This window comes from Nocardioides flavus (ex Wang et al. 2016) (assembly GCF_014653115.1).
In the GTDB taxonomy this organism is placed as follows: domain Bacteria; phylum Actinomycetota; class Actinomycetes; order Propionibacteriales; family Nocardioidaceae; genus Nocardioides; species Nocardioides flavus.
In genome coordinates this window covers 129,759-152,006 of the sequence record NZ_BNAD01000003.1, presented here as the reverse complement: position 1 = coordinate 152,006, position 22,248 = coordinate 129,759, and the positions used below count along the sequence as shown (strand labels likewise).

Annotated in this window: 22 protein-coding genes; 16 read left to right on the top strand and 6 right to left on the bottom strand. The window is 70.7% G+C overall.

Annotated features, from left to right (window positions below):
* Positions 1-4: 4 nt before the first annotated feature.
* Positions 5-412 (top strand): four-helix bundle copper-binding protein, encoded by a 408-nt coding sequence (locus IE200_RS07675; protein ID WP_191278804.1) that lies wholly within the window; start codon positions 5-7, stop codon positions 410-412.
* A 108-nt stretch (positions 413-520) separates the two neighbouring features.
* Positions 521-1,180 (top strand): DUF305 domain-containing protein, encoded by a 660-nt coding sequence (locus IE200_RS07670; protein WP_229856267.1) that lies wholly within the window; start codon positions 521-523, stop codon positions 1,178-1,180.
* Between the two features lie 87 nt (positions 1,181-1,267).
* Here IE200_RS07670 and IE200_RS07665 read toward each other — a convergent pair whose 3' ends face one another.
* Together IE200_RS07665 and IE200_RS07660 are read right to left on the bottom strand one after the other, a co-directional pair.
* Positions 1,268-1,441: a nuclear transport factor 2 family protein gene (locus tag IE200_RS07665; protein WP_191278803.1), complete on the bottom strand. Its 174-nt coding sequence runs from the start codon at positions 1,439-1,441 to the stop codon at positions 1,268-1,270.
* 237 nt (positions 1,442-1,678) lie between these two features.
* Positions 1,679-1,882, bottom strand: a complete 204-nt coding sequence (locus IE200_RS07660) for a hypothetical protein (protein WP_191278802.1) — start codon at positions 1,880-1,882, stop codon at positions 1,679-1,681.
* A 151-nt stretch (positions 1,883-2,033) separates the two neighbouring features.
* Between IE200_RS07660 and IE200_RS07655 the strand changes: the two genes are divergently transcribed.
* The 4 genes from IE200_RS07655 (at position 2,034) to IE200_RS07640 (ending at position 6,115) form a co-directional block, all read left to right on the top strand.
* Positions 2,034-4,475 carry a heavy metal translocating P-type ATPase gene (locus IE200_RS07655; protein ID WP_191278801.1) on the top strand — a complete coding sequence of 814 codons (2,442 nt, stop codon included), beginning with the start codon at positions 2,034-2,036 and terminating at the stop codon, positions 4,473-4,475.
* A gap of 28 nt (positions 4,476-4,503) precedes the next feature.
* Positions 4,504-5,052, top strand: coding sequence for a hypothetical protein (locus IE200_RS07650; RefSeq protein ID WP_191278800.1), 549 nt, complete (start codon positions 4,504-4,506; stop codon positions 5,050-5,052).
* 104 nt (positions 5,053-5,156) lie between these two features.
* Entirely contained in the window at positions 5,157-5,795 is a 639-nt protein-coding gene (locus tag IE200_RS07645; protein ID WP_191278799.1) for a DUF305 domain-containing protein, read from the top strand.
* Between the two features lie 116 nt (positions 5,796-5,911).
* Positions 5,912-6,115: a hypothetical protein gene (locus IE200_RS07640; protein ID WP_191278798.1), complete on the top strand. Its 204-nt coding sequence runs from the start codon at positions 5,912-5,914 to the stop codon at positions 6,113-6,115.
* Positions 6,116-6,296: 181 nt separating this feature from the next.
* On the opposite strand, the gene IE200_RS07635 is transcribed toward IE200_RS07640, so the two are convergent.
* A complete protein-coding gene (locus IE200_RS07635) occupies positions 6,297-6,734 on the bottom strand; it encodes a pyridoxamine 5'-phosphate oxidase family protein (protein WP_191278797.1) in 438 nt (145 codons plus the stop codon).
* Positions 6,735-6,841: 107 nt separating this feature from the next.
* Here IE200_RS07635 and IE200_RS07630 point away from each other — a divergent pair, with 107 nt between their 5' ends.
* Entirely contained in the window at positions 6,842-7,687 is an 846-nt protein-coding gene (locus tag IE200_RS07630) for a universal stress protein (protein ID WP_191278796.1), read from the top strand.
* Between the two features lie 17 nt (positions 7,688-7,704).
* Here IE200_RS07630 and IE200_RS07625 read toward each other — a convergent pair whose 3' ends face one another.
* The 3 genes from IE200_RS07625 to IE200_RS07615 form a co-directional block, all read right to left on the bottom strand.
* Positions 7,705-8,160: a DUF1707 SHOCT-like domain-containing protein gene (locus IE200_RS07625; RefSeq protein ID WP_191278795.1), complete on the bottom strand. Its 456-nt coding sequence runs from the start codon at positions 8,158-8,160 to the stop codon at positions 7,705-7,707.
* Complete coding sequence (locus tag IE200_RS07620; RefSeq protein ID WP_229856266.1) at positions 8,157-8,870, bottom strand: PadR family transcriptional regulator; 714 nt, start codon at positions 8,868-8,870, stop codon at positions 8,157-8,159. Before IE200_RS07620 ends, IE200_RS07625 begins: the two co-directional genes overlap by 4 nt.
* A gap of 168 nt (positions 8,871-9,038) precedes the next feature.
* Positions 9,039-10,250: an LCP family protein gene (locus IE200_RS07615; RefSeq protein ID WP_191278794.1), complete on the bottom strand. Its 1,212-nt coding sequence runs from the start codon at positions 10,248-10,250 to the stop codon at positions 9,039-9,041.
* Positions 10,251-10,275: 25 nt separating this feature from the next.
* Here IE200_RS07615 and IE200_RS07610 point away from each other — a divergent pair, with 25 nt between their 5' ends.
* From IE200_RS07610 to IE200_RS07570, 9 genes are all read left to right on the top strand, one after another.
* On the top strand, positions 10,276-10,791 hold the full coding sequence (locus IE200_RS07610) for an acyl-CoA thioesterase (protein WP_191278793.1): 516 nt from the start codon (positions 10,276-10,278) through the stop codon (positions 10,789-10,791).
* 94 nt (positions 10,792-10,885) lie between these two features.
* Positions 10,886-12,442 carry an LCP family protein gene (locus IE200_RS07605; RefSeq protein WP_191278792.1) on the top strand — a complete coding sequence of 519 codons (1,557 nt, stop codon included), beginning with the start codon at positions 10,886-10,888 and terminating at the stop codon, positions 12,440-12,442.
* A 31-nt stretch (positions 12,443-12,473) separates the two neighbouring features.
* On the top strand, positions 12,474-13,403 hold the full coding sequence (locus IE200_RS07600) for a glycosyltransferase family 2 protein (RefSeq protein ID WP_229856264.1): 930 nt from the start codon (positions 12,474-12,476) through the stop codon (positions 13,401-13,403).
* Positions 13,400-14,314, top strand: coding sequence for a glycosyltransferase family 2 protein (locus tag IE200_RS07595; protein WP_229856262.1), 915 nt, complete (start codon positions 13,400-13,402; stop codon positions 14,312-14,314). Before IE200_RS07600 ends, IE200_RS07595 begins: the two co-directional genes overlap by 4 nt.
* A gap of 36 nt (positions 14,315-14,350) precedes the next feature.
* Positions 14,351-15,559 carry a UDP-galactopyranose mutase gene (glf, locus tag IE200_RS07590; protein ID WP_191278791.1) on the top strand — a complete coding sequence of 403 codons (1,209 nt, stop codon included), beginning with the start codon at positions 14,351-14,353 and terminating at the stop codon, positions 15,557-15,559.
* A complete protein-coding gene (locus IE200_RS07585) occupies positions 15,556-17,574 on the top strand; it encodes a glycosyltransferase (protein WP_191278790.1) in 2,019 nt (672 codons plus the stop codon). Before glf ends, IE200_RS07585 begins: the two co-directional genes overlap by 4 nt.
* Before the next feature lie 7 nt (positions 17,575-17,581).
* The gene (locus tag IE200_RS07580) at positions 17,582-18,490 is read left to right on the top strand and encodes an ABC transporter permease (RefSeq protein ID WP_229856260.1); all 909 of its coding nucleotides are present in this window, start codon (positions 17,582-17,584) and stop codon (positions 18,488-18,490) included.
* Complete coding sequence (locus tag IE200_RS07575; RefSeq protein ID WP_191278789.1) at positions 18,490-19,257, top strand: ABC transporter ATP-binding protein; 768 nt, start codon at positions 18,490-18,492, stop codon at positions 19,255-19,257. The genes IE200_RS07580 and IE200_RS07575 overlap by 1 nt, the downstream gene beginning before the upstream one ends.
* Positions 19,258-19,502: 245 nt before the next feature.
* Positions 19,503-22,238 (top strand): FG-GAP-like repeat-containing protein, encoded by a 2,736-nt coding sequence (locus IE200_RS07570; RefSeq protein WP_191278788.1) that lies wholly within the window; start codon positions 19,503-19,505, stop codon positions 22,236-22,238.
* The last annotated feature ends 10 nt before the right edge of the window (positions 22,239-22,248 follow it).

Here is a 22,248-nt window from a genome sequence, read left to right as displayed (position 1 = left end):
GAACATGTCCAGCACGATCACCGAGATGACCACCACCCACCCCGCGCAGGTCGACATCGACCGCGAGCTCCTCGCCGAGTGCATCGCCGCGTGCGTGGAGTGCGCCCAGGCGTGCACCGCGTGCGCCGACGCCTGTCTCAGCGAGGAGATGGTCGCCGAGCTGAGGAAGTGCATCAGCACCGACGCGAGCTGCGCCGACCTCTGCGAGGCCACCGGACGGGTGTTGTCACGCCACACCGGCTACGACGCGAACATCACTCGAGCGGTGCTCCAGGCGTGCGCCCAGGCGTGCAAGTCCTGCGCCGAGGAGTGTGAGCAGCACGCGGAGATGCACGAGCACTGCCGTATCTGCGCCGAGGCGTGCCGCCGCTGCGAGGACGCCTGCAACCGCGTCCTGGCTGCCATCGGCTGACACGCGCCCCGCGTCCGGGTGGCCGGACCGTCCCCTCGGTCCGGCCGCCCGGGCGGTCACGTGCGCGCGGCGTACCCCTGCACGACCCCCGAACCCGAAGGACACCCCATGACCCAGCACACGCACGACGAAACCCGCCACGAAACCCGCCACGACTCCGACGGCGGACGGCACGAGATGAAGATGTACCTGCGCTTCGGGCTGATGATCGCGACGTCGACCGTCGTGATGTTCGCCCTGACCTACACCAACGCCTTCAGCGTCGACCACGTCCGGTTCAGCGAGGAGCGCGTCTACATGGCCTTGCTCATGGCCGCGGCGATGGCGCTCATCATGCTCGCGTTCATGTGGGGGATGATGTACCGCAACCGTGCCGCGAACGTCGGCATCGTGGTTGGCGCGCTCCTGCTCGGCGCCACCGCGCTCTACCTGTCCCGGTCGCAGGCGCTCGTCGACGACGAGAGCTACATGAAGGCGATGATCCCGCACCACTCCATTGCGATCCTCACCAGCGAGAGGGCCGGGATCGAGGACGTACGGGTGCGTGAGCTGGCCGACGGCATCACCGCGGCACAGCGCAAGGAGATCAAGGAGATGGACTGGCTGGTCCGCGACATCGAGGAGAACGGCCCGGTCACGACACCCGAGGAGGCCGAGAAGCGGCCGGTCCCGGACTTCGAGGGCACGGCAATGGACGCTACGGACACGTCCGGCGTGGGAGACACGCTGCTGCGTGCACTCTTCGCACTGCCGTTCCTTGGCTCCTGACCAGCCCGCACGATGGCCACCGCGGCTATCCGACGCGGGAGGGTTGACGGAACGGCAAGCATGAGGGGGCGGGCAGGTCGGCTCACGTCAGGTGTTGCGCTGTCTGTGCCGCTCGGCCAGACCCAGGCGGTCGAGCTGGATCCAGTATTCCGCGATCCGGTCGCCCTCGACGCGGTAGACCGGCGAGCCGACGTCGATGATGGGTCCCCCGGGTGAGCCGTCGGGGGCGAGGACCTGGTGGCCGTGCTGGCTCCAGCGCACGTCGGCGCGGCGACGTCGCCGGTGACACGTACGCCGGCCAGGAACCCGGCGACCACCCGGCCGGCGGCCGTGATGCCGGGCCAGTCGGGGGTGCGCGGGCGCCGGCATCAACGACAAACTGGCCCTGACGCTCGTTCTCCGTCGTGAGGGCCACCTGCAACGCCCCGCCAGATCGAGGCACTCGGAACCGCAGCTATCGCCCTTGCTCAGCGCCGGCATCCCACAGCTTCGACACCATCAGCAGACGTGGGACGGGTCCCACCCGGCGTATCCCGTGTGCATGCCAGGGTTGTGAGATCCGTCGAAGCCCATGGTCTGCGCACAGGATCGCACGTGGTGGCCGAACTCTTGGCCGGTGCTGGCGGACGCGAACGGCGTCGTGGCCGAGGACAGACCGACGGCGAGAACCGCGATGCTGAGGATCTTGCGGAATGTGGTCATGACGTGGCTCCTTCGCCGATGCGGGTTGGTGGCTGTCTCGAGGCTGCCCTCCTGCCCCCGGATGAGGTAGGGCCAAGGTGCCCGTCATGTCGGGACCGTTGCGGTCTGCTCCAGGGGTTGACTTGATACCCCCCGGGGGTACCGTGAAGGCATGACCAGTCGCAAGCACGAATCGGCTCCGACCACTGCTCGCCAGGTCACTGACCCGGTGTGCGGCATGACGGTCGACCCGACCACGACCGAACATGAAGCCGCCCATGACGGCAAGCACTTCTACTTCTGCTCTGCCGGTTGCAGGGACAAGTTCCTCATCCATCCCGACCCGTACGCCGCCCACCGGCCGGAGCAACATGCTGGTCACGAACAGACGCACCACGAGCATGCCGGTCCCCATCCGCACAGCGCTCACGCAGGCGGGGAGCCGCCCACACCGGGCGAGGGCGAGGTCGTCGAGTTCACGTGCCCCATGCACCCTGAGATCCGCCGGCCGGGCCCCGGGTCGTGCCCCATCTGCGGCATGGCACTGGAGCCGGTCATGGTCACGGTCGACTCCGGCCCGTCGCCGGAGCTGCGGGACATGACCCGCCGGTTCTGGGTCGGGGTCGCGTTGTCCGTCCCGGTGGTCGTCCTCGGCATGGGCCGCGACCTCATCCCAGGACTGCACGAAGCGGTCCCGGCGTCGACGTCCGCGTGGCTGCAGCTGGTGCTCGCCACCCCGGTGGTGCTCTGGGCGGGGTGGCCGTTCTTCACCCGCGGCTGGGAATCCGTGCGCACCATGAGGCTGAACATGTTCACGCTCATCGCGATGGGCACCGGCGTCGCCTGGCTGTTCTCCGTCGTCGCCACCGTCGCCCCCGGCATCTTTCCCGACGCGTTCCGCGAGGACGGCGCCGTCGACGTGTACTTCGAGGCCGCAGCGGTCATCACGACGTTGGTGCTCCTCGGTCAGGTCCTCGAGCTCCGCGCCCGCGAAGCCACCTCGGGTGCCGTCAAGGCGCTCCTCGACCTGTCGCCCAGGACCGCCCGCCGCGTCGCTGACGACGGGACCGAGGAGGAGGTCACCCTCGACCAGGTCCAGCTGGGCGACCTGCTCCGCGTGCGTCCCGGGGAGAAGGTCCCGGTCGACGGGCTCGTCGAGGACGGCAAGTCGGCCGTGGACGAGTCCCTGGTCACCGGTGAGTCCATGCCGGTCACGAAGGCGATCGGTGACAACGCCATCGGCGGCACGTTGAACCAGACCGGCGCGCTTCTGGTGCGCGCGAACGCGGTGGGCCGCGACACGATGCTGTCGCGCATCGTGCAGATGGTCGCCGAGGCCCAACGTTCCCGCGCGCCCATCCAGCGAACCGTCGACAAGGTGTCCGCCGTGTTCGTGCCCGCGGTCATCGGCATCGCCGTGCTCGCGTTCATCGTCTGGGCCCTCGTCGGCCCGGACCCGAAGCTCGCCCACGCGCTCGTCGTCGCGGTCAGCGTCCTCATCATCGCCTGCCCGTGTGCCCTGGGCCTGGCCACGCCCATGTCGATCATGGTCGGGGTGGGGCGCGGAGCCCAGATGGGCGTCCTCATCAAGAACGCCGAGGCGCTCGAGCGGATGGAGAAGGTCGACACCGTCGTCGTCGACAAGACCGGCACCCTGACCGAGGGCAAGCCGGCCGTGGTCGCGGTCGAGCTCGCTGACGGGGTCAACGAGCTGCCGTCCGCGGAGCTGCTACGGCTGGCCGCCGCCGTCGAGAACGCCTCCGAGCACCCGCTCGCCCGCGCCATCGTCGACCAGGCCCAGGCCGACCTGGCCGAGGCGGATGGTCAGGCCAATGGCCGGCTGCCGGAGGTGGCTGACTTCGACGCACCGGCCGGCAAGGGCGTCCTCGGAGTCGTCGACGGCCGCCGCGTCCTCATCGGCACCGCCGGCTTCCTCCGCTCACAGTACGTAGACCCCGAAGTCCTGGCCAAGAAGGCGGACGAGCTGCGCCGCACCGGTGCGACCGCCGTCCTCGTCGCCGTCGACGGCATCCCGGCCGGTGTCATCGGCATCGCCGACCAGGTCAAGGAAACGACACCGGCCGCGCTGGCCGCGCTGCGCAAGGAGGGCATCGAGGTCATCATGCTCACCGGCGACAACCAGGTCACCGCCGCCGCCGTGGCAGCCGACCTGGGCATCGACCGGGTCGAGGCGGAAGTGCTGCCCGACCACAAGGCCGACGTCGTCGACAAGCTCCGCGCCGAGGGCCGCGTGGTCGCCTTCGCCGGCGACGGCGTCAACGACGCTCCCGCGCTGGCCGCCGCCGACGTCGGCCTGGCGATGGGGACCGGCACCGACGTCGCGATGGAGTCCGCCGGCGTCACCCTCCTGCGTGGTGACCTCAACGGCATCGCCCACGCCCGACAGCTGTCCCACGCCGTGATGGGGAACGTCCGCCGCGGCCTCGTGCTGGCGTTCGGCTACAACACCGCGGGCATCCCCATCGCCGCGGGCGTGCTGTACCCGGTGTTCGGGTGGCTGCTGTCGCCGGTCATCGCGGCGGCTGCGATGGCGTTGTCGTCGGTGAGCGTCATCGTGAACGCGCTGCGGCTGCGGACCCAGAAGCTGGTGTGAGCCCAGCGGCTCCGTACCATCGAGAGCGATGAAGCCAGTGCCTGCCACCACCAGCACCCGCAGGCCCCTGCCGGTGCTGGGGGTTGGTCGGGCCAACGGTCGCACCGCGCTCGCCGGGCTCATCACCGCGCTCGTCGTCGGCATCCTCGGCATGCACGCCCTCGCCAACCACGGCACCGCAGCGGCTTTGACGGCTGCGACGGCTGCGACGGCTGCGATGGGGACTTCGAGCACGTCCATGACGAGCATGAGCAGCCGCGACGCATCCGTGGCCGGCGGTGACTCGCACGCTGGTCACGCCCACGCTGCCGCTGCTGCGGGCGCTTCCACGGAGGGCGCCGCGATCGGCGTGGACGCCGACTCCAGCTCGGGGCACGGCATGAACCACATGGTGATGTTGTGCGTCGTCATGCTCGCCGTCGCCGCGCTGACTCTGCTGGTGCGGCTCGCCAGCGGCTCCTTCCAGCCGCTGCTGCCGGCCGCGTTCAAGCCCGCCGTCGTCCGTGAGCGGGTGTTGCGGTGGGTGCGTGGCACCGGTCCGCCGCCCGCGTGGCGGTTCTCCGTCATCGGGTGCTGACAGGCGCTCGGCCACCCGCCCACGCCGCCGTCGAACGCGGCAGCGTGCCGGGCGCGGCCGCCGCCCGCTCCCACCCCGTACTTGAGACATCCAGGAGGACCGTCATGAACAGCAAGACGACGACCCGCACGCGCGCCCTCGGCGCCGTCGCCCTCACCCTCGCCCTCGGCGCCGGCCTCACCGCCTGCGGCGATGACACCGACGCCAACAGCTCGGGCGAGGTCAGCACCACCGAGCACAACGACGCCGACGTCGCGTTCGCGAGTGACATGATCACCCACCACGCCCAGGCGCTCTCGATGGTCGACCTGACCCTCGACCGGCCCCTCGACCCGGAGGTCCAGGCCCTCGCCGAGGACATCCGCGCCGCCCAGGCGCCGGAGATCGAGACCATGGCCGACTGGCTCACCGCGTGGGGCGAGGAGGTCCCCGAGACCATGCGTGACCACGCCAACGCCGGCCACGACATGGGCGACATGTCCGACACCATGGACGACATGGGCCACGACGACATGCCCGGGATGATGACCGCCGAGGACATGGACGCCCTCGAGAACGCCTCCGACGAGGAGTTCCAGGACATGTGGGTGGAGATGATGGTCGAGCACCACGAGGGCGCTGTCGAGATGGCCGAGACCCAGCAGGAGGACGGCCAGTTCAAGGACGCCGTCGACCTCGCCGGTCAGATCATCGACGCGCAGCAGAAGGAGATCGACGTCATGAACGACCTCCTCGACTCCTGACCTGACGCGGGCGGACGCCATCCGCGTCGGTGGCGTCTGCCCGCGGGCCTCCCGGTGCGCCGCACGGCCCTGCGCTCGCACGCCTGCGGCTACCCCGACTCCCGAGGAAGAGCCTCGTGAAGACTCCCGACCGCGCCCGGCTGGCGGCCCTGGCCGTCACAGCCGCGCTCACCTCACACCTCGCTCCCACCCAGGTCGGCGGCGAGAAGGCGTCGGCCGGACGGAAGCTCACCTTCACCAGCAACGGCGCCCCGGTCTCCGGTGACCCGGCCGACCTGAGGCTCGAGCCCGACCAGCGCATCGGGGTCACCTTCCGGTGAACGGCCATCGCTGACGCACTCGACGACGGTCCGCGGTGCGGAGCCCGGAGTCCCGGTCGCTGGCGGCGACGTACTCGGTGCCGTCCTGCTCGAAGACCTCGACGCCCCAGAAGTTGCTGCCTCCGGAAGCGATGGAGTGCCCCAGGGTGGTCGGCGCCAGGGCTGGGCGGTCTCGGCGTCCTCAGTCGGGGATCATGTGCTGCCACGGCCGCGACAGCTCGAAGTGCCGGCCGCTGATCTCGGTCACGTCGATCTCCACCACGTTCCACTTCTCGGTCGCCACCCAGGGGCGGAGCGGGACGTTCTCGGCCCGGTGCTCCTCGTCCTCCTCGAGCCGGCGTGCCCGCCCTCGCAGGACGACGCTGGTCGCCTGCTCGTCGACGATCTCGTCGACCTCGAACGCCACGTCGGGGTTCATCACGACGCCGAGCAGCTTGGACCCGCCGGCGGTGCGGAACAGCAACGTGCGGTGGTCGGTGGCCGGGTCGTGGTCGACGGCGTAGTTGACCGGTGCGATGTGCACCTCGTCGGCGAGGTGGTGGGCGATCCTGCCGAACTCGTGGCGGCGCAGGAACTCCCAGCACTCCTCGGTGCTCATCCGGGTGATCGGCTCGTCCATGCCAGGACCGTACGGCGCACCACCGGGCCGCGGCAGGGCCGTTGGACCCCTCCGGCACGGGTCCTCCTCTCCTGCCGTGGACGAGCAGGAAGGGCGACGCTGGCGGCATGGACACCAATCGACCCACTCGACCCGCCCTGCCCGTCCTGGTCGCCTACGACGGGTCGTCAGATGCCGAGCTGGCCCTGCGCTGGGCCGCCGACGAGGCCCGCGCGAGCGGCGTGGGGCTCCGCGTCCTGGTCGTCGACGACCTCATCACCTCGCCCTGGGGGGTCGCCGTGGCGCACCATGGCGAGGAGGTCCTCGCCCGGGCCGGCACCGCGCTGGGCGACGAGGCGGCCGGGGCCGTCCTCGAGACCCGCGTGGGCAACGTGATGGAGGAGCTGCTGCGAGCAGCGGAGTCGGCCTCGATGGTGGTGGCCGGGAGCCGCGGCCATGGGCGCACCGGGGACCTGCTCATCGGGTCGGTGAGCCAGCACCTGGCCCGTCACGCCGCCTGCCCGGTCGCGGTCGTGCGCCGTACGGCCGCCGCCGACCCCCAGCGGATCGTGGTGGGCATCGACGGCTCCGCGAACGGCTCGGCGGCGCTGGAGTACGCCTGCCAGCGGGCCGAGCGCACGGGCGAGACCGTGGTCGCGATCCACGCCTGGAAGGAGCACGTCCCGTCGACCGACGTGTGGAGCGGCGAGGCCCGCGCGATCGACTCCCTGCCGCACCGGCAGGTGCTGCTCGCCGAGAGCGTCGCGGGCGTTCGGTCCGACCACCCCGACGTGGTGCTGGAGCGGGAGGCCGTGCCGGTCGCTCCGGTCCGCTGCCTGGCCGACGCGTCGCACAACGCCTCGCTGGTGGTGGTGGGCTCGCACGGCCTCGGGTTCTTCGGCGGACTCCTGCTCGGCTCGGTCAGCCAGGGCGTGCTCGCCCGCGCGGAGTGCCCGGTCGTCGTGGTGCGCTGAGCGAGACGGGCGGGCGACTACCAGCCGTGCGAGCCGCGCGGCCTGCGGTAGTCGGTGTGACCGTGCGACTGGTGCGACCAGCCCTGCGGCCGGTGCGCCGCAGGGCCGCTCGCCCGGCGCCGGCGCACCCGGAACCAGACGAGCGGGATGACGAGCAGCCAGAACGGCGCCTCGGTCAGCACGCTGAGCGCCAGCAGCACGAGGACGATCGGCAGCAGCGGGAACCGGGAGCGGGACCCGGCCGGTCGCGGCACACGCGCCGGGGCACGGCTCGGCTGCGGCGCCTGCGGCCGCGGCAGGTCGCTGAACAGCAGGGCGAGGTCGGCGCGGGTGCGTGCGGTCCAGATCGCGTCGAGCCGCTCGTCGTACTCCTCGTGGTCCAGGCGCCCCTCGGCGTAGTGCCCGGCCAGGTCGGCCATGGCGCGCTCGCGGTCGCTGTCGGCGATGCGCATGCGCGGGTCGGGCTGGCTCATCGCACGCCGTCCCGTCCGTCCGCGAGGATGCCGTAGAGCCGGCGGCGGGTGTCGACGAGCGCGTCGAGGGCGGCCTTCTTCTGCTGGTCCGAGCCCTGCGTCGCGAGCTGCCACACCGCGCTGACGACCTGGCCGATCTCGCTCTTGATGTCGGCCTGGCCGGACGGCTGGTCGGCGACGGGCTGCTCGGTGCGAGCGAAGGGTGCCCACACCGCGGCGAGCTCATCGGCGTTGTCCTCGGCCCAGGCGACGCCGGCGTCGCTCAGCCGGATCGTGCGCCGGCCGCGCTCGTCGTCGGACTCGACGAGGAGCTCGTCCTGGAGCTGCTGGATGGTCGGGTAGACCGAACCGGGGGAGGGGCGCCACTCCCCGTGGCTGAGCTCCGCGATCTCCTGGATCACCTGGTAGCCGTTGATCGGCTCGTCGGCCTTCCGGGCGCGGTGCAGGACGTCGATGATCGCGGTGCGCACGTCGCCGCGACGCACCCGCGGGCCGCGCTGCTGCGGACGCTGCGGGGCGGTGGCGAAGCCGAAGATCTCGCCGAGCCACGGCGGGGGTCCGCCGGCGCGGTGGCCGCGGCCGCCGGTGGAGAACGCCTGTCCCCACCCGCTCCAGTCCGAGCCGCCCCGCGGGCGACGGTAGTCCCGCTCGCCGCCGTCGGATCCGTCGTCGTTGCCGGGCCAGTCGGCGCCGGGCCAGTGGTGTCCCATGTCTGCTCCCTCGGGTTGGTGGACGGTACGTCGTGACTTATCGGTGACGTATCGCGATATATCGCGAGCGTACGCCCGAGGGCATGCCAGGGCAAGGAGGAAACACCCCGGGATCACCCCCGGGATCACCCCGGGACGACCCTTGGGCCGCGCGTCCTGCGAGGTCCCCTACGGACGCACGCGGCCCGTCGGCGTGCAGGCGCGCCGGGGCACCGACTCGTCGTTGATGATCGCCCGGAAGAGGGCGGGTGCCCGGTCCGGGTCGGCGACGAGCCGGTTGGGGTCGCTGGGGGCCGGGAGGTTGGGCATGGTGCAGGTCTGGCTCTCGCCCGTCATCGCCAGCGCGAAGCGGCCCAGGTCGACAGGGTTCATCTCCTCGTCGACGCGGATCGCGCCGGAGGCGGCGTCGTTGATCCGCCAGTAGCGCACGGGGTTGACGAAGGTCCACGGCGTGAGCGCCTCGTCGCCGAGCGCGCTGATCACCTCGCGCTGGCGGGCGACCCGGTCGAGGTCGCTGAGCGCGGTGACGTAGCGCGAGCGGGAGTAGCCCAGCGCGGTGAGGCCGTCGACCTGCTGGCAGCCCTTCTCGATGTCGAGGCGGGCGCGGGGGTCCTTCATGTCCTGCTTGGGGCAGATCTCGACCCCGCCGAAGGCGTCGACGGTGTTGATCACGCTGCCGAAGCCGAGCTCGACGTAGTGGTCGATGTGGATCCCGGTCAGCCGCTCCACGCTCGCCACCAGCAGCGGCGCGCCGTCGATGGCGAAGGCGGAGTTGATCATCTGGGTGCCGTTGCCGGGGATCTCGGCGAGGGTGTCGCGGGGGATCGACATCATGGTGCGTCCGCCCGAGCCGGTGTGCAGCACGATGATCGTGTCGGTGTTGGTGCCGCCGCGCTCGCCGGTCTGGAGCACCTTGCGCTGCTCGTCGGAGAGGTCGTCGGCCTTGTCGGAGCCGACGATGAGGTAGTTGGTGCCGGGCTGGTCGCCCGGACGGTCGCCGGACGGCGCCGCGTCGACCTTGTCGATCTTCGTCCAGTGGTAGAGCGGCACGCCGGCGAGGTAGACCAGGACCAGCAGGAGCAGCAGCGGGATGAGCCCGAGCCGGAACCGCGGACGCCAGCGCCGCTTCTTCGGCCGCGGCGGCGGCGCGGCGGCAGCCGTACGACCGGTGCGCGGCGGCTGGCCGCCCGATCCGCGCGCCTCGCGGCGGGCCACCGGCATGACCCGGGTCTCGTCGGGGCGCCCGGCCCCGGGCGCCTGCTGCGCCTCGACGCGCTGGGTGGCGTCGTCCGGCGGCGACTGCGACCGGCTCCCGTAGAGCCAGTCGTACTCGGGCGTTCCCTTCTCGGGCACCCCGGAGCCCTGCGGACGGTCAGTCATGACCGATGACGCTACCGTGCCGGGCATGACCGAGCGCAGCGAGGCGACCACGGCGCGTCCCACGTCCTACAGCCGGGTCAGCCTCGGGATCATGGCCCACTCGAGCGAGGCCAACCTGCTGGGCAACGTGCACGGCGGGGAGATCATGAAGCTCGCCGACTCGACGGCCGGGGCGGTCGCGCACCGTCACAGCGGTGGCCCGGCGGTCACCGCGGCGATGGACGAGATGACCTTCCTGGCACCGGTGCACGTCGGCGACATCATCAAGACCTACGCCCAGGTCAACTGGGCCGGCACGTCCTCGATGGAGATCGGGGTGCGGGTCGAGGCGCAGCCCTGGGGCAACGCGAGTGACGAACCGGTGCACGTCGCCAGCGCCTACTTCGTCTTCGTCGCGATCGACGAGGAGGGCCACCCGCGGCCGGTGCCGCCGCTGGAGACCGAGACGGAGGCGGACGTACGCCGGCGGCGCGAGGCGGAGATCCGCCGCGCCCACCGGCTGGCGCGCAAGGCCGAGATCGACCAGGGGCGCGAGGCGTAGGCCACCTGCCCGTCCCGGCGCGTCGCGGGCGGCTGGGGCGGGTGTGACTGGTGATACTGGGCGGGCTGACTTCCCCCAGCAGAGAGGCCCCCCGATGCCGCCCGTCCCGCCCCCCGGGTCCGCGCAGCCGCGGTTCACCACGCTCGACCGCGCCCAGCGCGTCCGGTTCCGTCGCGCGGTGACGCTGATGCTCATGACGCTCGTCCTCCCGGGGTCCGCGCAGCTCGTCTCCGGCCGTCGCCGGGTGGGTCGCATCGCTGTGTGGACGTGGCTCTCGCTGCTCGTCGTCGGCCTGCTCGCCGTCGTGGTGTCGTACGTCTGGAACGGCGTCGCCTTCTGGGCGGGCACCAACACCGCCCTGCTCCAGGTCCTGCGCCTGGGCCTGATCGCGCTGGCGATCGGGTGGGCCTACCTCTTCGTGGACGCCTGGCGCCTGGGCCAGCCGCTGACGCTGCAGCGCCAGCACCGCCTCGCCGTGGTCGGCGTCAACGGCTTCCTGTGCTTCAGCGTCGCCGGTGCGCTGCTCTTCGGCGCGCACGTCGTCGGGGTGCAGCGCGACTTCATGATCACGATGTTCGGCAACGGCTCCGCGGTCGACGCCAGCCACGGGCGCTACAACGTGCTGCTGATGGGCGGCGACTCCGGTGCCGGACGCTGGGGCCTGCGCCCGGACTCGATGACGGTCGCGAGCATCGACGCCGAGACGGGGAAGACCGTGCTCATCTCGCTGCCGCGCAACATGCAGAACTTCCCCTTCGCCGAGGGATCGGTGATGGCCGAGCAGTTCCCCGACGGCTTCGACGAGGAGGGGATGTACCTCAACGGTCTCGCCACGTGGGCCCTCGACAACGCCGAGCTCTTCGAGGGCTCGAAGAACCCCGGCGTCGACGCGACGGTCGCCGGGGTCGAGGGCATCACCGGCCTCGACATCAACTACTGGGCGATGGTCAACCTCGAGGGCTTCAAGGACCTGGTCGACGCCGTCGGCGGCGTGGAGCTCAACGTGCGCCAGCCCATCCCGGTCGGCCTCCCGCACGAGAAGCACTTCCACTACATCCAGCCGGGCGTGCGCACCCTCGGCGGGCACGACACCCTCTGGTTCGCCCGGGCGCGCGAGGGCTCCGACGACTACTCGCGCATGGCCCGGCAGAAGTGCGTGATGAGCGCGATGCTCCAGCAGGTCAGCCCGCAGACGGCCCTCGCCAACTTCCAGGAGATCGCCGCGGCCAGCTCGGCGATGGTCTCCACCGACGTCCCGCGCGGCGAGGTCGACCGCTTCGTCGACCTGGCGCTGAAGGCGAAGGGCCAGAAGATCGCGACGCTCTCGCTCGTGCCGCCGATGATCAACACGGCCGACCCCGACATCGAGCTCGTCCACGCCAAGGTCGCAGCCGCGATCGCGAAGGCCGAGGGTCGCAAGCCCGCCGGCACGGCCGAGGCGGCTCCCGAGCCGGCGGCCGAGGCGCCTGCCGCCGAGGAGGCCGCCGAGCCGTCTGACGACGCGGCCGCCCCGGCCGCACCCGCCACCCCGGCGGAGCCCGCCGCCCCGGCCGCGCCCGCGGCCCCTCCCGCGGTCACCGGCGGCTCGCTGGGCTCGCTCTCCACGGGGTACGCCGCCAACCAGTCGGAGGACCTCGGCGCGGTTTGCTAGCGGCCGCGACCTCGCCCCTAGTGTGTACGCCGTGACCACCGGACCCCTGCCTCGCATCGTCGCGGTCGTGGTCACCTTCAACCGCCTGCCGCTGCTGGAGAAGCTCGTCGCCCGCCTCGGCGAGATCGACGGCCTCGCCGAGGTGCTCGTGGTCGACAACGCGTCGTCCGACGGGACGGGGGAGTGGCTCGCGGGCCGTCCCACCACCGGTGAGGTCCCGCTCGCCGGGCGCACGCTGGCGACCAACCGCGGGGGTGCCGGCGGCTTCCACGACGGTCTCGCCTGGGCCATCGACCGCGGTGCCGACCTGGTCTGGCTGATGGACGACGACGGACTGCCGGACGTCGACTGCCTCGACCAGCTGCTGCTCGAGACCGACAACCTCGACTTCTGGGGTCCGCTGGTCGTCGACGAGGCCGACCCCGACCGGCTCGTCTTCCCGATCCGGCTCCCGGGCGGCACCCGCGTGGTGCACGCCGTCGACGACGTGCGTCGCGCCGCGCGCCAGGACCGCATCGACGGGATCGTCATCCCGTTCAACGGGGTGCTCGTCACCAAGGAGCTCGTCGACCGCATCGGGCTCCCGCGCGAGGAGTTCTTCATCTGGGGCGACGACCACGAGTACCGGCTGCGCGCCGAGGAGGCGGGCGCCCGGGTCGCCACGGTCGTCACCGCCACCGTGCGGCACCCGAGCGTCGGCAACCTCGGCACCCCGATGATGTTCGGCCGCACCACCTACAACGACTCGCCCAGCGACCTCAAGCACTACTGCATGGCCCGCAACAACCTGGTCAACCTCCGTGACTACCGCGGCCCGCTGCACGCGCTCGCCTTCGTGGTCAAGACCGCCTGGTTCTACACCTTCACCCGGCCCAGCCTGTCCCGGCTGCGTCTGAGCGTCGGCGCCATGCGTGCCGGCATCGCGGGGGACTTCGACGGCCACCGGAGGTTCCTCCGGTGAGCGAGGGCCTGCGCGAGACGGTCGCGGTCGTCGTCGTGACCCACAACCGCGCCGACCTGCTGGTGGGGATGCTCGACGGCCTCGCGGCCCAGACCCGACGCCCCGACGCGGTCGTCGTGGTCGACAACGCGAGCACCGACCGCACCGGCGAGGTGCTCGCCGCACGCACCGACCTGCCCCTGCAGGTCATCACCCAGGACAACCTCGGAGGTGCCGGCGGCTTCCACCGCGGCGTGCGGGCGGCGTACGACGCGGGCTGGGACCGCGTGTGGCTGATGGACGACGACGTGGTCCCGGCCCCCGACTGCCTGGAGGTGATGATGGGCGTCGACGCCGACTGCCTGATCGCCGTGCGCGAGGACCGCTCCGGGGCGCTCGTGGAGAAGGCCGCCGTCGACTTCGACCTCCGCAACCCGCTCGCGATCCGGCCCAAGCGAGCCACCGTCGACAGCACGTACGCCGACCGCGCGTCGATGCCGGAGCTGGTCGAGGTGCAGAACGTCGCCTTCGAGGGCTTCATGGTGCGCCGCGACGTGGTCACCGAGATCGGCCTGCCCGATCCCGCGTTCTTCATCTTCTTCGACGACGCCGAGTACGCCGTGCGCGCCCGCCGGGCCGGACGGCGCATCTGGGCGGTGCGCGACGCGGTGCTCGTGCGGCAGCTGGAGTTCAACCAGCAGCACGACCTGGCCGGCTGGAAGGGCTTCTACATGTATCGCAACCTCTTCGTGGTGCACCTGCGCCACGGGGAGAACCCCCTCGTGCGGCTCAAGCCGTGGCTGATCGCCCTCGTCGTCGTGCTGCTCAGCCCCGTCCGCGGCGGTCGCGCCGAGGCACGCAACGTGATCCGTGCCATGGCGTCGGCACGGGGCATGCGGCGCCTGACCGACTCGGCCCGTCCCCCTCGATAGACTCACCCAGCGTTCCTCACCCAAGGAGTTCCCCCCTTGTCCCAGGCCACCAGCCACGACACCGGCCAGCTTCCCGACCTCGTCATCGTCGGAGCCGGCCTCTTCGGCCTCACCATCGCCGAGCGGTGCGCCGAGGAGCTCGGTCTGCGCGTGCTCATCCTCGAGCGTCGCCACCACCTCGGCGGCAACGCCTACAGCGAGCGCGACCCGGAGACCAACGTGGAGGTGCACAAGTACGGCGCGCACCTCTTCCACACCTCCAACGAGCGGGTCTGGGAGTACGCCAACCGGTTCACCTCGTTCACCGACTACCGCCACCGCGTCTTCGGCAAGTACCAGGGGCAGGTCTACTCCCTCCCGATGAACCTGGCGCTCATCAACCAGTTCTTCGGCAAGTCCCACACCCCCGACGAGGCCCGCGCGCTGATCGCCGAGCAGTCCAGCGAGATCGCGACCGAGGACGCCTCGAACCTCGAGGAGAAGGCGATCAGCCTGATCGGGCGCCCTCTCTACGAGGCGTTCATCAAGGGCTACACCGCCAAGCAGTGGCAGACCGACCCGACCGAGCTGAGCGCGGACATCATCACCCGGCTCCCGGTGCGCTACACCTTCCAGAACGGCTGGTTCAGCGACACCTACGAAGGCCTGCCGGTCGACGGCTACACCGCGTGGCTGACCAAGATGGCCGACCACCCCAACATCGAGGTGCGCCTCGAGACCGACTTCTTCGCCGTCGCGGACGACTACAAGGGCAAGGTCCCGATCGTCTACACCGGCCCCGTCGACGAGTACTTCGGCAACTCCGAGGGACGCCTGTCGTGGCGCACGGTCGACCTCGAGGAGAGCGTCGTCGACACCGACGACTTCCAGGGCACCGGGGTCGTCAACTACAACGACCAGGACGTCCCCTTCACCCGGATCATCGAGTTCAAGCACTTCCACCCCGAGCGGGAGAAGACCCACCTGCCCGGCAAGAGCGTGATCGTCCACGAGTACAGCCGCTTCGCCGAGGAGGGCGACGAGCCCTACTACCCGGTGAACACGGCCGAGGACCGCGCCAAGCTGCTGAAGTACCGCGAGCTCGCCAAGGCCGAGCCGATGGTGCTGTTCGGCGGCCGCCTGGGCACCTACAAGTACCTCGACATGCACATGGCCATCGGCGCAGCGCTGTCGATGTACGACAACAAGCTCAAGCCGCACTTCACCGAGGGTGTCGCGCTGACGAGCGGAGGGATCGACGCATGAGCGCCACCGACCAGACCGTGACCAGGCTGCTGCAGCGGCAGATCCTGCCCATCGACCGCGACACGGACGTCTTCGCGCTCTACGTCGACCTCGAGGAGGCCCGTCTCGACACCGACCGCCACGACGTCGGTGGCGACAAGGCCGCCAAGGACCTCAACAACGCGGCGATCCGTCAGTCGACCTCGACCGGCAAGAAGCTTCACCCCGACCAGATCAGGTCCCGCACCGCGCTGCGGCTCCAGCCCTCGCAGCTGCTGTCGTTCGGCACCTACTTCAACGCCTTCCCGGCGTCCTACTGGCGCCGCCACACCATCGTCACCGACGTCGAGCTGACCGTACGCGTGTCCGGCGCCGGCTCGATGGTCACGGTCTACAAGTCGATGGCCCGCGGCCACTCCCAGCGCGTCGACGCCGCCACGGTCGAGGGCGACTCGGCCGAGTTCACCTTCTCGCTCCCGCTGAAGCCCTTCGTCGACGGCGGGTGGTACTGGTACGACGTCGTCGCCGGCGACCACGGCGCCACGGTCGAGGGCGCCGAGTGGACGGCGCAGGTGCCCGCCGACCGTGCCGAGCACGGCACGGTCGACGTCTGCATCACCACGATGCTGCCCGACATGAGCGCCCAGCTCCTCGGCCAGCTGGGTGCCGCCGACGAGCTCCAGCCCTACCTCGACACCGTGATGGTGATGGACCAGGGCAAGGACAAGGTCACCGACAGCGAGTACTTCCCCGCAGCGTCGGCCGGCCTCGGCGACAAGCTGCGCGTCATCGTCCAGGGCAACCTGGGCGGGTCCGGCGGCTATGCCCGCGGTCAGCTCGAGAGCGTCCGCAAGGGCACCGCGACCTACGCGATGATGATGGACGACGACGTCGTCTGCGAGCCCGAGGGCATCATCCGCGCGGTCACCTTCGGCGACCTGGCCAAGCGCCCGACGATCGTCGGCGGCCACATGTTCAACCTCTTCAGCCGCGCCCAGCTGCACTCGTTCGGCGAGATCGTGCAGCCGTGGCGCTTCTGGTGGCAGACCCGCCTCGACGGCTACAGCCAGTGGGACTTCGCCGCCCGCAACCTGCGCTCCTCGCGCTGGCTGCACAAGCGTGCCGACGTCGACTTCAACGGCTGGTTCATGTGCCTGATCCCGCGGGTCGTCCTCGAGGAGGTCGGGCTGTCGCTGCCGGTCTTCATCAAGTGGGACGACTCCGAGTTCGGCCTGCGTGCCAAGCAGGCGGGCTACCCGACCGTGTCCTTCCCGGGCGCCGCGGTGTGGCACGTGCCGTGGACGGACAAGAACGACGGCGTCGACTGGCAGTCCTACTTCCACCAGCGCAACCGCTTCATCGCGGCGCTGCTGCACTCGCCCTACGAGCGCGGCGGGCGCATGGTGCGCGAGAGCTTCAACCACCAGGTCAAGCACCTCGCCTCCCTGCAGTACTCCACCGCGGAGCTGCGGCACCTGGCCCTGGAGGACGTGCTGCGGGGCCCGCACGCGCTGCACGGCGAGCTGGCCACCAAGCTCGCCGACATCAACGCCTTCCGCAAGCAGTTCTCCGACGCCCAGCTGCACCCGGACCGCGACGAGCTGCCGCCCGTACGCCGCAAGAAGCCGCCCAAGAAGGGCAAGTCCGACATCGAGATCCCGGGCCGCAAGCAGACCCTGGTCGCCGCGGCGCTGGCCCCGCTGCGCCAGCTCCGGCCCGTGCGCGAGATGGCGAAGGACTACCCCGAGACCGAGCTCACCGCGATGGACGCCGCCTGGTACAACCTCGTGAAGTACGACTCGGCAGTCGTCTCGATGAACGACGGGTCGTCCGTCGCGCTCTACAAGCGGGACCCGGCGCACTACCGCGACCTGCTCAAGCGCACGATCGACATCCACCGGCGCTTCCACCGCGAGTGGCCCCAGCTCGCGCAGCAGTACCGCGAGGCGCTGGGGGAGATCACCTCGCCCGAGGCGTGGGAGAAGACCTTCGCGCCGTGGACGGACGACGTGACGTCCGAGCGGGAGGACGGGTGAGCCGCGCGTGAGCACCACAGCCTCAGGTCCGGCCAGGCGTGCGGAGGCGGACCTGGAGGCCCTGCCGCTGGCGCCGCCGGCGGCGACGGGCCTGCGTGAGGTCGTACGCCGCCGCTACCTGCTGGGCATGCTGGTGCGCAACACGATCAAGTCGCGCTACCAGGGCACCGTGCTCGGCTGGCTGTGGAGCTACCTGCAGCCGGCGATCCGGTTCGCGATGTTCTACTTCCTGTTCCAGGTGATGATCGGTCGCGGCTCGGGGATGGAGAACTTCGCGATCCATCTCTTCGCCGGCATGGTGATCGTGCACTTCTTCACCGAGACCTTCAACGGCGGCACCCAGTCGCTGGTGCAGAACCGGTCCTTGATCACCAAGCTGCCCGTGCCCCGCGAGATGTTCCCCGTGGCGCGCATGCTCGTCGCTGCCTGGCACACGGTGCCGATGCTCATCATCCTCGTGGTGCCCTGCGTGCTGCTCGGGTGGCGCCCCGACCTCGTCGGGATGGCCGCGGCGTTGCTCGGCTTCACCCTCGCCGCCGCGCTCGGGCTGGCACTCGGGCTGCTCTTCAGCGTGGGCAACGTCTTCATGCGCGACGTCGGGAAGATCGCCCAGACCCTCACCCAGTTCGTGACCTTCAGCGTGCCGATGATGTATCCGTTCACGCTGGTGGACGACCGCTTCGGCGACCCGTGGTCGGGCTACTACCTCCTCAACCCGATGGCCGAGGCCGTGCTCCTGATCCAGCGCGGCTTCTGGACCGGGACCACGAGCGACCCGGAGGTCACGGCCGCCGTGCACCTGCCCGACCAGCTCTTCGCCCGCGGGCTCACCATGACGGCGATCTCCATCGTGCTGCTCGTGCTGGCCCAGCGTGTCTTCTCCCGGCTCGAGGCTCGGGTCCCGGAGCGCCTGTGATGACGACCATGATCCAGGTGGAGAACGCCACCAAGTCCTTCACGCTGTCCTACCAGCGCTCCCTCAAGCAGACCGTGCTCGCCAAGGCCCGGGGGCGCAAGACCCACGACACCTTCAACGCCGTCGACGACGTCAGCTTCACCGTCAGCGCGGGGGAGTCCGTCGGCCTGATGGGTCTCAACGGCTCCGGCAAGTCGACCCTGCTCAAGCTGATCAGTGGCGTCATGCGTCCCGACTCCGGGTCGGTGATGACCCGAGGGCGGATCGCCGGCCTGATCGCCACGGGCACCGGCTTCGACAACAACCTGAGTGGGCGGGAGAACCTCTACCTCAACGCCGCGATCCTCGGGATGTCCCGGGCCGAGACCGACCGCAAGTTCGACGAGATCGTCGACTTCGCCGACCTCGGCAAGTTCCTCGACACCGACGTCGCCTACTACAGCTCCGGCATGAAGGCACGGCTCGGGTTCTCGGTGGCGGTCAACGTCGACGCCGACATCTTCATCGCCGACGAGGCCCTCGCGGTCGGGGACCGGCCGTTCAAGCGCAAGTGCAAGAAGCGCATGGACGAGATCGTGAAGTCGGGCGTGACGATGTTCTACGTCTCGCACGCACCCGGTGCGGTCCGCAACCTGTGCGACCGCGTCCTGGTCATGGAGAGCGGCCGGCTCGCCTTCGACGGTGATGTCGAGGAGGGCATCCACTTCTTGCACTACGACGAGGGCGACGACTCCGGTGAGGACGACGGGCTCGGCGCCGACGTGTGACGTCTGCCTGGCCTGGCTGACCCGTTTGTCCCAGCACTCCCGCCCCCGCTCATGGGGGCGGGAGTGCTGTTCTCGGACCAGTTGCCGGCGAACGTGTGCCATCCTGGGTGAGAATTGCATCGATGTAACGGCGTGTCGAGTGGAAATTACACGTTTGTAGTTACTCAGAAACTCTTCCGTGACTGGTGTGACTGGTGTGAACTTCTGCCTTGTGTGACCTTCCCCCACACAGCAGGAGTCTCGTCATGCGTCCTCTTCAGGCCCGTCTCGTCACCCTCTGCCAGCAGGTGCTGGCACTGGGTGTCGTGCTCGTCGTCCTCACGCCCGCCTCCGGCGTGGTGTCCCTCGACATCGTCGGGGAGACCCCCGGCGGCCAGGGCTCCGCGACCACCGGGCAGTCCTCGCCCGCCGAGCTGGTGTCGGCCACCGTGCCGACCGCCCCGGTGACGCCCACCGTCACCGAGGTGCCGCTCACCGGTGCCGCGGGTGGGTTCTCCGGCCTCCGCGGCCGTACGGTCGCCGAGGGCGCCACCACCGACCGCGTGCTGAGCAAGCCGCAGCCGGTCACCGACTTCGCGGCCGTCGGCGTCACCTGGGACGCAGGGGAGCAGGTGGCGGAGGACGAGATCACGCTGCGCGTCCGCACGCGCACCGGCGACACCTGGTCGGGCTGGGAGTACCTGCAGTACCACGACGACCACGCGCCGAACCCCGACAGCCCCGAGGGTGCGAACGCGCGCCCCGGCACCGAGCCGACCTTCGTCGGTGAGGTCGACGAGGTCCAGGTCGAGGCCGTCACGAACGACGCCGCACTGCCGGGGGACCTCTCCCTGGCGCTGGTCGACCCGGGCGCCTCGAAGAAGAACGAGACCGAGGTCCCCGCCGACCGGCCCTCCGACGACCTGAGCGGGGCCTACGACGACGCGTACGCCGAGCAGGACGGCACCGACGCGGCCGAAGAGGGCATCACCCTCCAGTCCGCCACCGTGGCCACGAGCAAGAAGACCGCCGCCCAGCCCACGATCTTCTCCCGCGCACAGTGGGGCGCCGACGAGAGCATCCGCGACAAGAGCTCGCTGCGGTACGGCTCGATCAGCGGCGGCTTCGTCCACCACACGGTCAACGCCAACGACTACAGCGAGGCACAGGTGCCCGCGATCCTGCGCAGCATCTACGCCTACCACGTGAAGTCCCGCGGCTGGAGCGACATCGGCTACAACTTCCTCGTCGACCGCTTCGGCCGGATCTGGGAGGGTCGCTTCGGCGGCATCGACCGCCCGGTCGTCGGCGCGCACACGCTCAACTACAACCAGTACTCGTTCGCGATGTCGGCCATCGGCAACTTCGACGTGGTCCAGCCGACGGACGCGATGCTGCGGGCCTACGGCGCGCTGTTCGCCTGGAAGCTGTCGCTGCACGGCGTCGACCCCGCCTCGACGTCGCAGAAGATCGGCAGCCGCACCTTCGCGGCCATCAACGGCCACCGCGACGCCGGCTCCACGGCGTGCCCGGGCAAGTACCTGTACGCCCAGCTGCCGACGATCCGCTCGTACGCATCGACGGCCGCACCCGCCCCGCCGGCCGGCCCGACGCCGATCGCGATCTCCGCGCCCAACCCCCAGAACAACCTCGACGCCTCGCCCTACCCGGACCTCGTCGTCCGCCGGGCCGCCGACGGGCGCGGCCTGGTCCTGCCGACCGGCGGCCTCACCTCGTTCCAGAAGCGTCTCGTGGTCGGCAAGCGCGGCTGGGACAAGCGCGCCGACGTGCTGGTCTCGCCCGACCTGACCGGTGACGGCCGGGCCGACCTGGTCACCGTCGACAAGTCCGGCGTCGTCCGGGTGCGAGCGGGCAAGGGCAACGGGAGGTTCGGCGCCACCACCCGCAAGATGTCGCTGCGCGGCTACTCGCTCATCACCGCGGCGGGCGACATCAACGGTGACGGCCGCAACGACCTGGTGGCCCGCTTCAAGGGCCGGCTCACCACCCTCCTGGGGACCAGCAAGGGCGGCTTCGCCCGCAAGGCCACCCGCAAGGGCTACGGCGGCTACCGCCAGATGGTCGGGGCCGGCGACGTCAACGGCGACGGTCGTGCCGACCTGCTGCTGCGCACCAAGAACCGGGTGTTCCTCCAGACCGGCTACGGCACCGGACGGTTCGCCCCCGCACAGCGGGTGGCAGGGAGGTGGAGCACGTTCAACCGCATGGTCGCCGGCGACTTCAACGGCGACGGCCGCACCGACATCGTCGCGCGCAGCTCGGCGGGCAAGATGATGCTCATGCCCGGGCGCGGCGACGGCACCTTCGGCGCCGCCTTGGGCCCCGCGACGAACCTGAAGACGATGCGCTGGATCACCGGGGTCAACATGGTGGACGGCGCGGGCGCCGACCTCATCGGCGTGGCCGGCAAGCAGCTCGTCGTCGTGGCGAACCGCGACACCTTCGAGCTCGGCGCTCCCATCGACACCGGCGTCTCGTTCGCCGGGATGGACCGGATCCTCAACGCGGGAGACGTCGACCGCGACGGCTTCGGCGACGTGCTCGCCCGCGACACCTCCGGGCAGCTGTGGCTGTTCTCCGGCAACGGCACCGGTGCGCTCGCCCCGGGTCGCGTGCTCGGTGGAGGCTGGAACACCGTCGACGGCATCACCGCTGTCGGCGACGTGACCGGCGACGGGCTCCCCGATCTCGTCGGGACTCCCTCCGGCGGTCAGCTGATGGTCTGGAGGGGCAACGGCAGCGGCTTCGCCACCGCGGTGCCGGTCCAGGGCGGCGTCTCCACGCCCGCCGGTCTCCCTGCGGACCTCTCCGGCTTCGACTGGGTGCTCCGGGTGCAGGACATGGCACTCAAGGGCACGAGCGACTACGTCGTGCGGGACCGGGCCAGCGGCGTGGCGTACGTCTACCCCGGGCGCAAGAAGGGCGTCTCCAGCCCGCGGGTGCTCGGTGAGGGACTGGGGGCCTTCGACCTGGCCGGGTGAGGCGAGGACC

What these genes read in the sequence shown, in the direction of transcription:
- IE200_RS07615 (WP_191278794.1), bottom strand. Translation starts at nt 10,250, where the DNA reads ATGACTGACCGTCCGCAGGGCTCCGGGGTGCCCGAGAAGGGAACGCCC.
- IE200_RS07660 (WP_191278802.1), bottom strand. Translation starts at nt 1,882, where the DNA reads ATGACCACATTCCGCAAGATCCTCAGCATCGCGGTTCTCGCCGTCGGT.
- IE200_RS07655 (WP_191278801.1), top strand. Translation starts at nt 2,034, where the DNA reads ATGACCAGTCGCAAGCACGAATCGGCTCCGACCACTGCTCGCCAGGTC.
- IE200_RS07635 (WP_191278797.1), bottom strand. Translation starts at nt 6,734, where the DNA reads ATGGACGAGCCGATCACCCGGATGAGCACCGAGGAGTGCTGGGAGTTC.
- IE200_RS07610 (WP_191278793.1), top strand. Translation starts at nt 10,276, where the DNA reads ATGACCGAGCGCAGCGAGGCGACCACGGCGCGTCCCACGTCCTACAGC.
- IE200_RS07670 (WP_229856267.1), top strand. Translation starts at nt 521, where the DNA reads ATGACCCAGCACACGCACGACGAAACCCGCCACGAAACCCGCCACGAC.
- IE200_RS07585 (WP_191278790.1), top strand. Translation starts at nt 15,556, where the DNA reads ATGAGCGCCACCGACCAGACCGTGACCAGGCTGCTGCAGCGGCAGATC.
- IE200_RS07605 (WP_191278792.1), top strand. Translation starts at nt 10,886, where the DNA reads ATGCCGCCCGTCCCGCCCCCCGGGTCCGCGCAGCCGCGGTTCACCACG.
- IE200_RS07645 (WP_191278799.1), top strand. Translation starts at nt 5,157, where the DNA reads ATGAACAGCAAGACGACGACCCGCACGCGCGCCCTCGGCGCCGTCGCC.
- IE200_RS07570 (WP_191278788.1), top strand. Translation starts at nt 19,503, where the DNA reads ATGCGTCCTCTTCAGGCCCGTCTCGTCACCCTCTGCCAGCAGGTGCTG.
- IE200_RS07620 (WP_229856266.1), bottom strand. Translation starts at nt 8,870, where the DNA reads ATGGGACACCACTGGCCCGGCGCCGACTGGCCCGGCAACGACGACGGA.
- IE200_RS07630 (WP_191278796.1), top strand. Translation starts at nt 6,842, where the DNA reads ATGGACACCAATCGACCCACTCGACCCGCCCTGCCCGTCCTGGTCGCC.
- IE200_RS07675 (WP_191278804.1), top strand. Translation starts at nt 5, where the DNA reads ATGTCCAGCACGATCACCGAGATGACCACCACCCACCCCGCGCAGGTC.
- IE200_RS07575 (WP_191278789.1), top strand. Translation starts at nt 18,490, where the DNA reads ATGACGACCATGATCCAGGTGGAGAACGCCACCAAGTCCTTCACGCTG.
- IE200_RS07625 (WP_191278795.1), bottom strand. Translation starts at nt 8,160, where the DNA reads ATGAGCCAGCCCGACCCGCGCATGCGCATCGCCGACAGCGACCGCGAG.
- IE200_RS07650 (WP_191278800.1), top strand. Translation starts at nt 4,504, where the DNA reads ATGAAGCCAGTGCCTGCCACCACCAGCACCCGCAGGCCCCTGCCGGTG.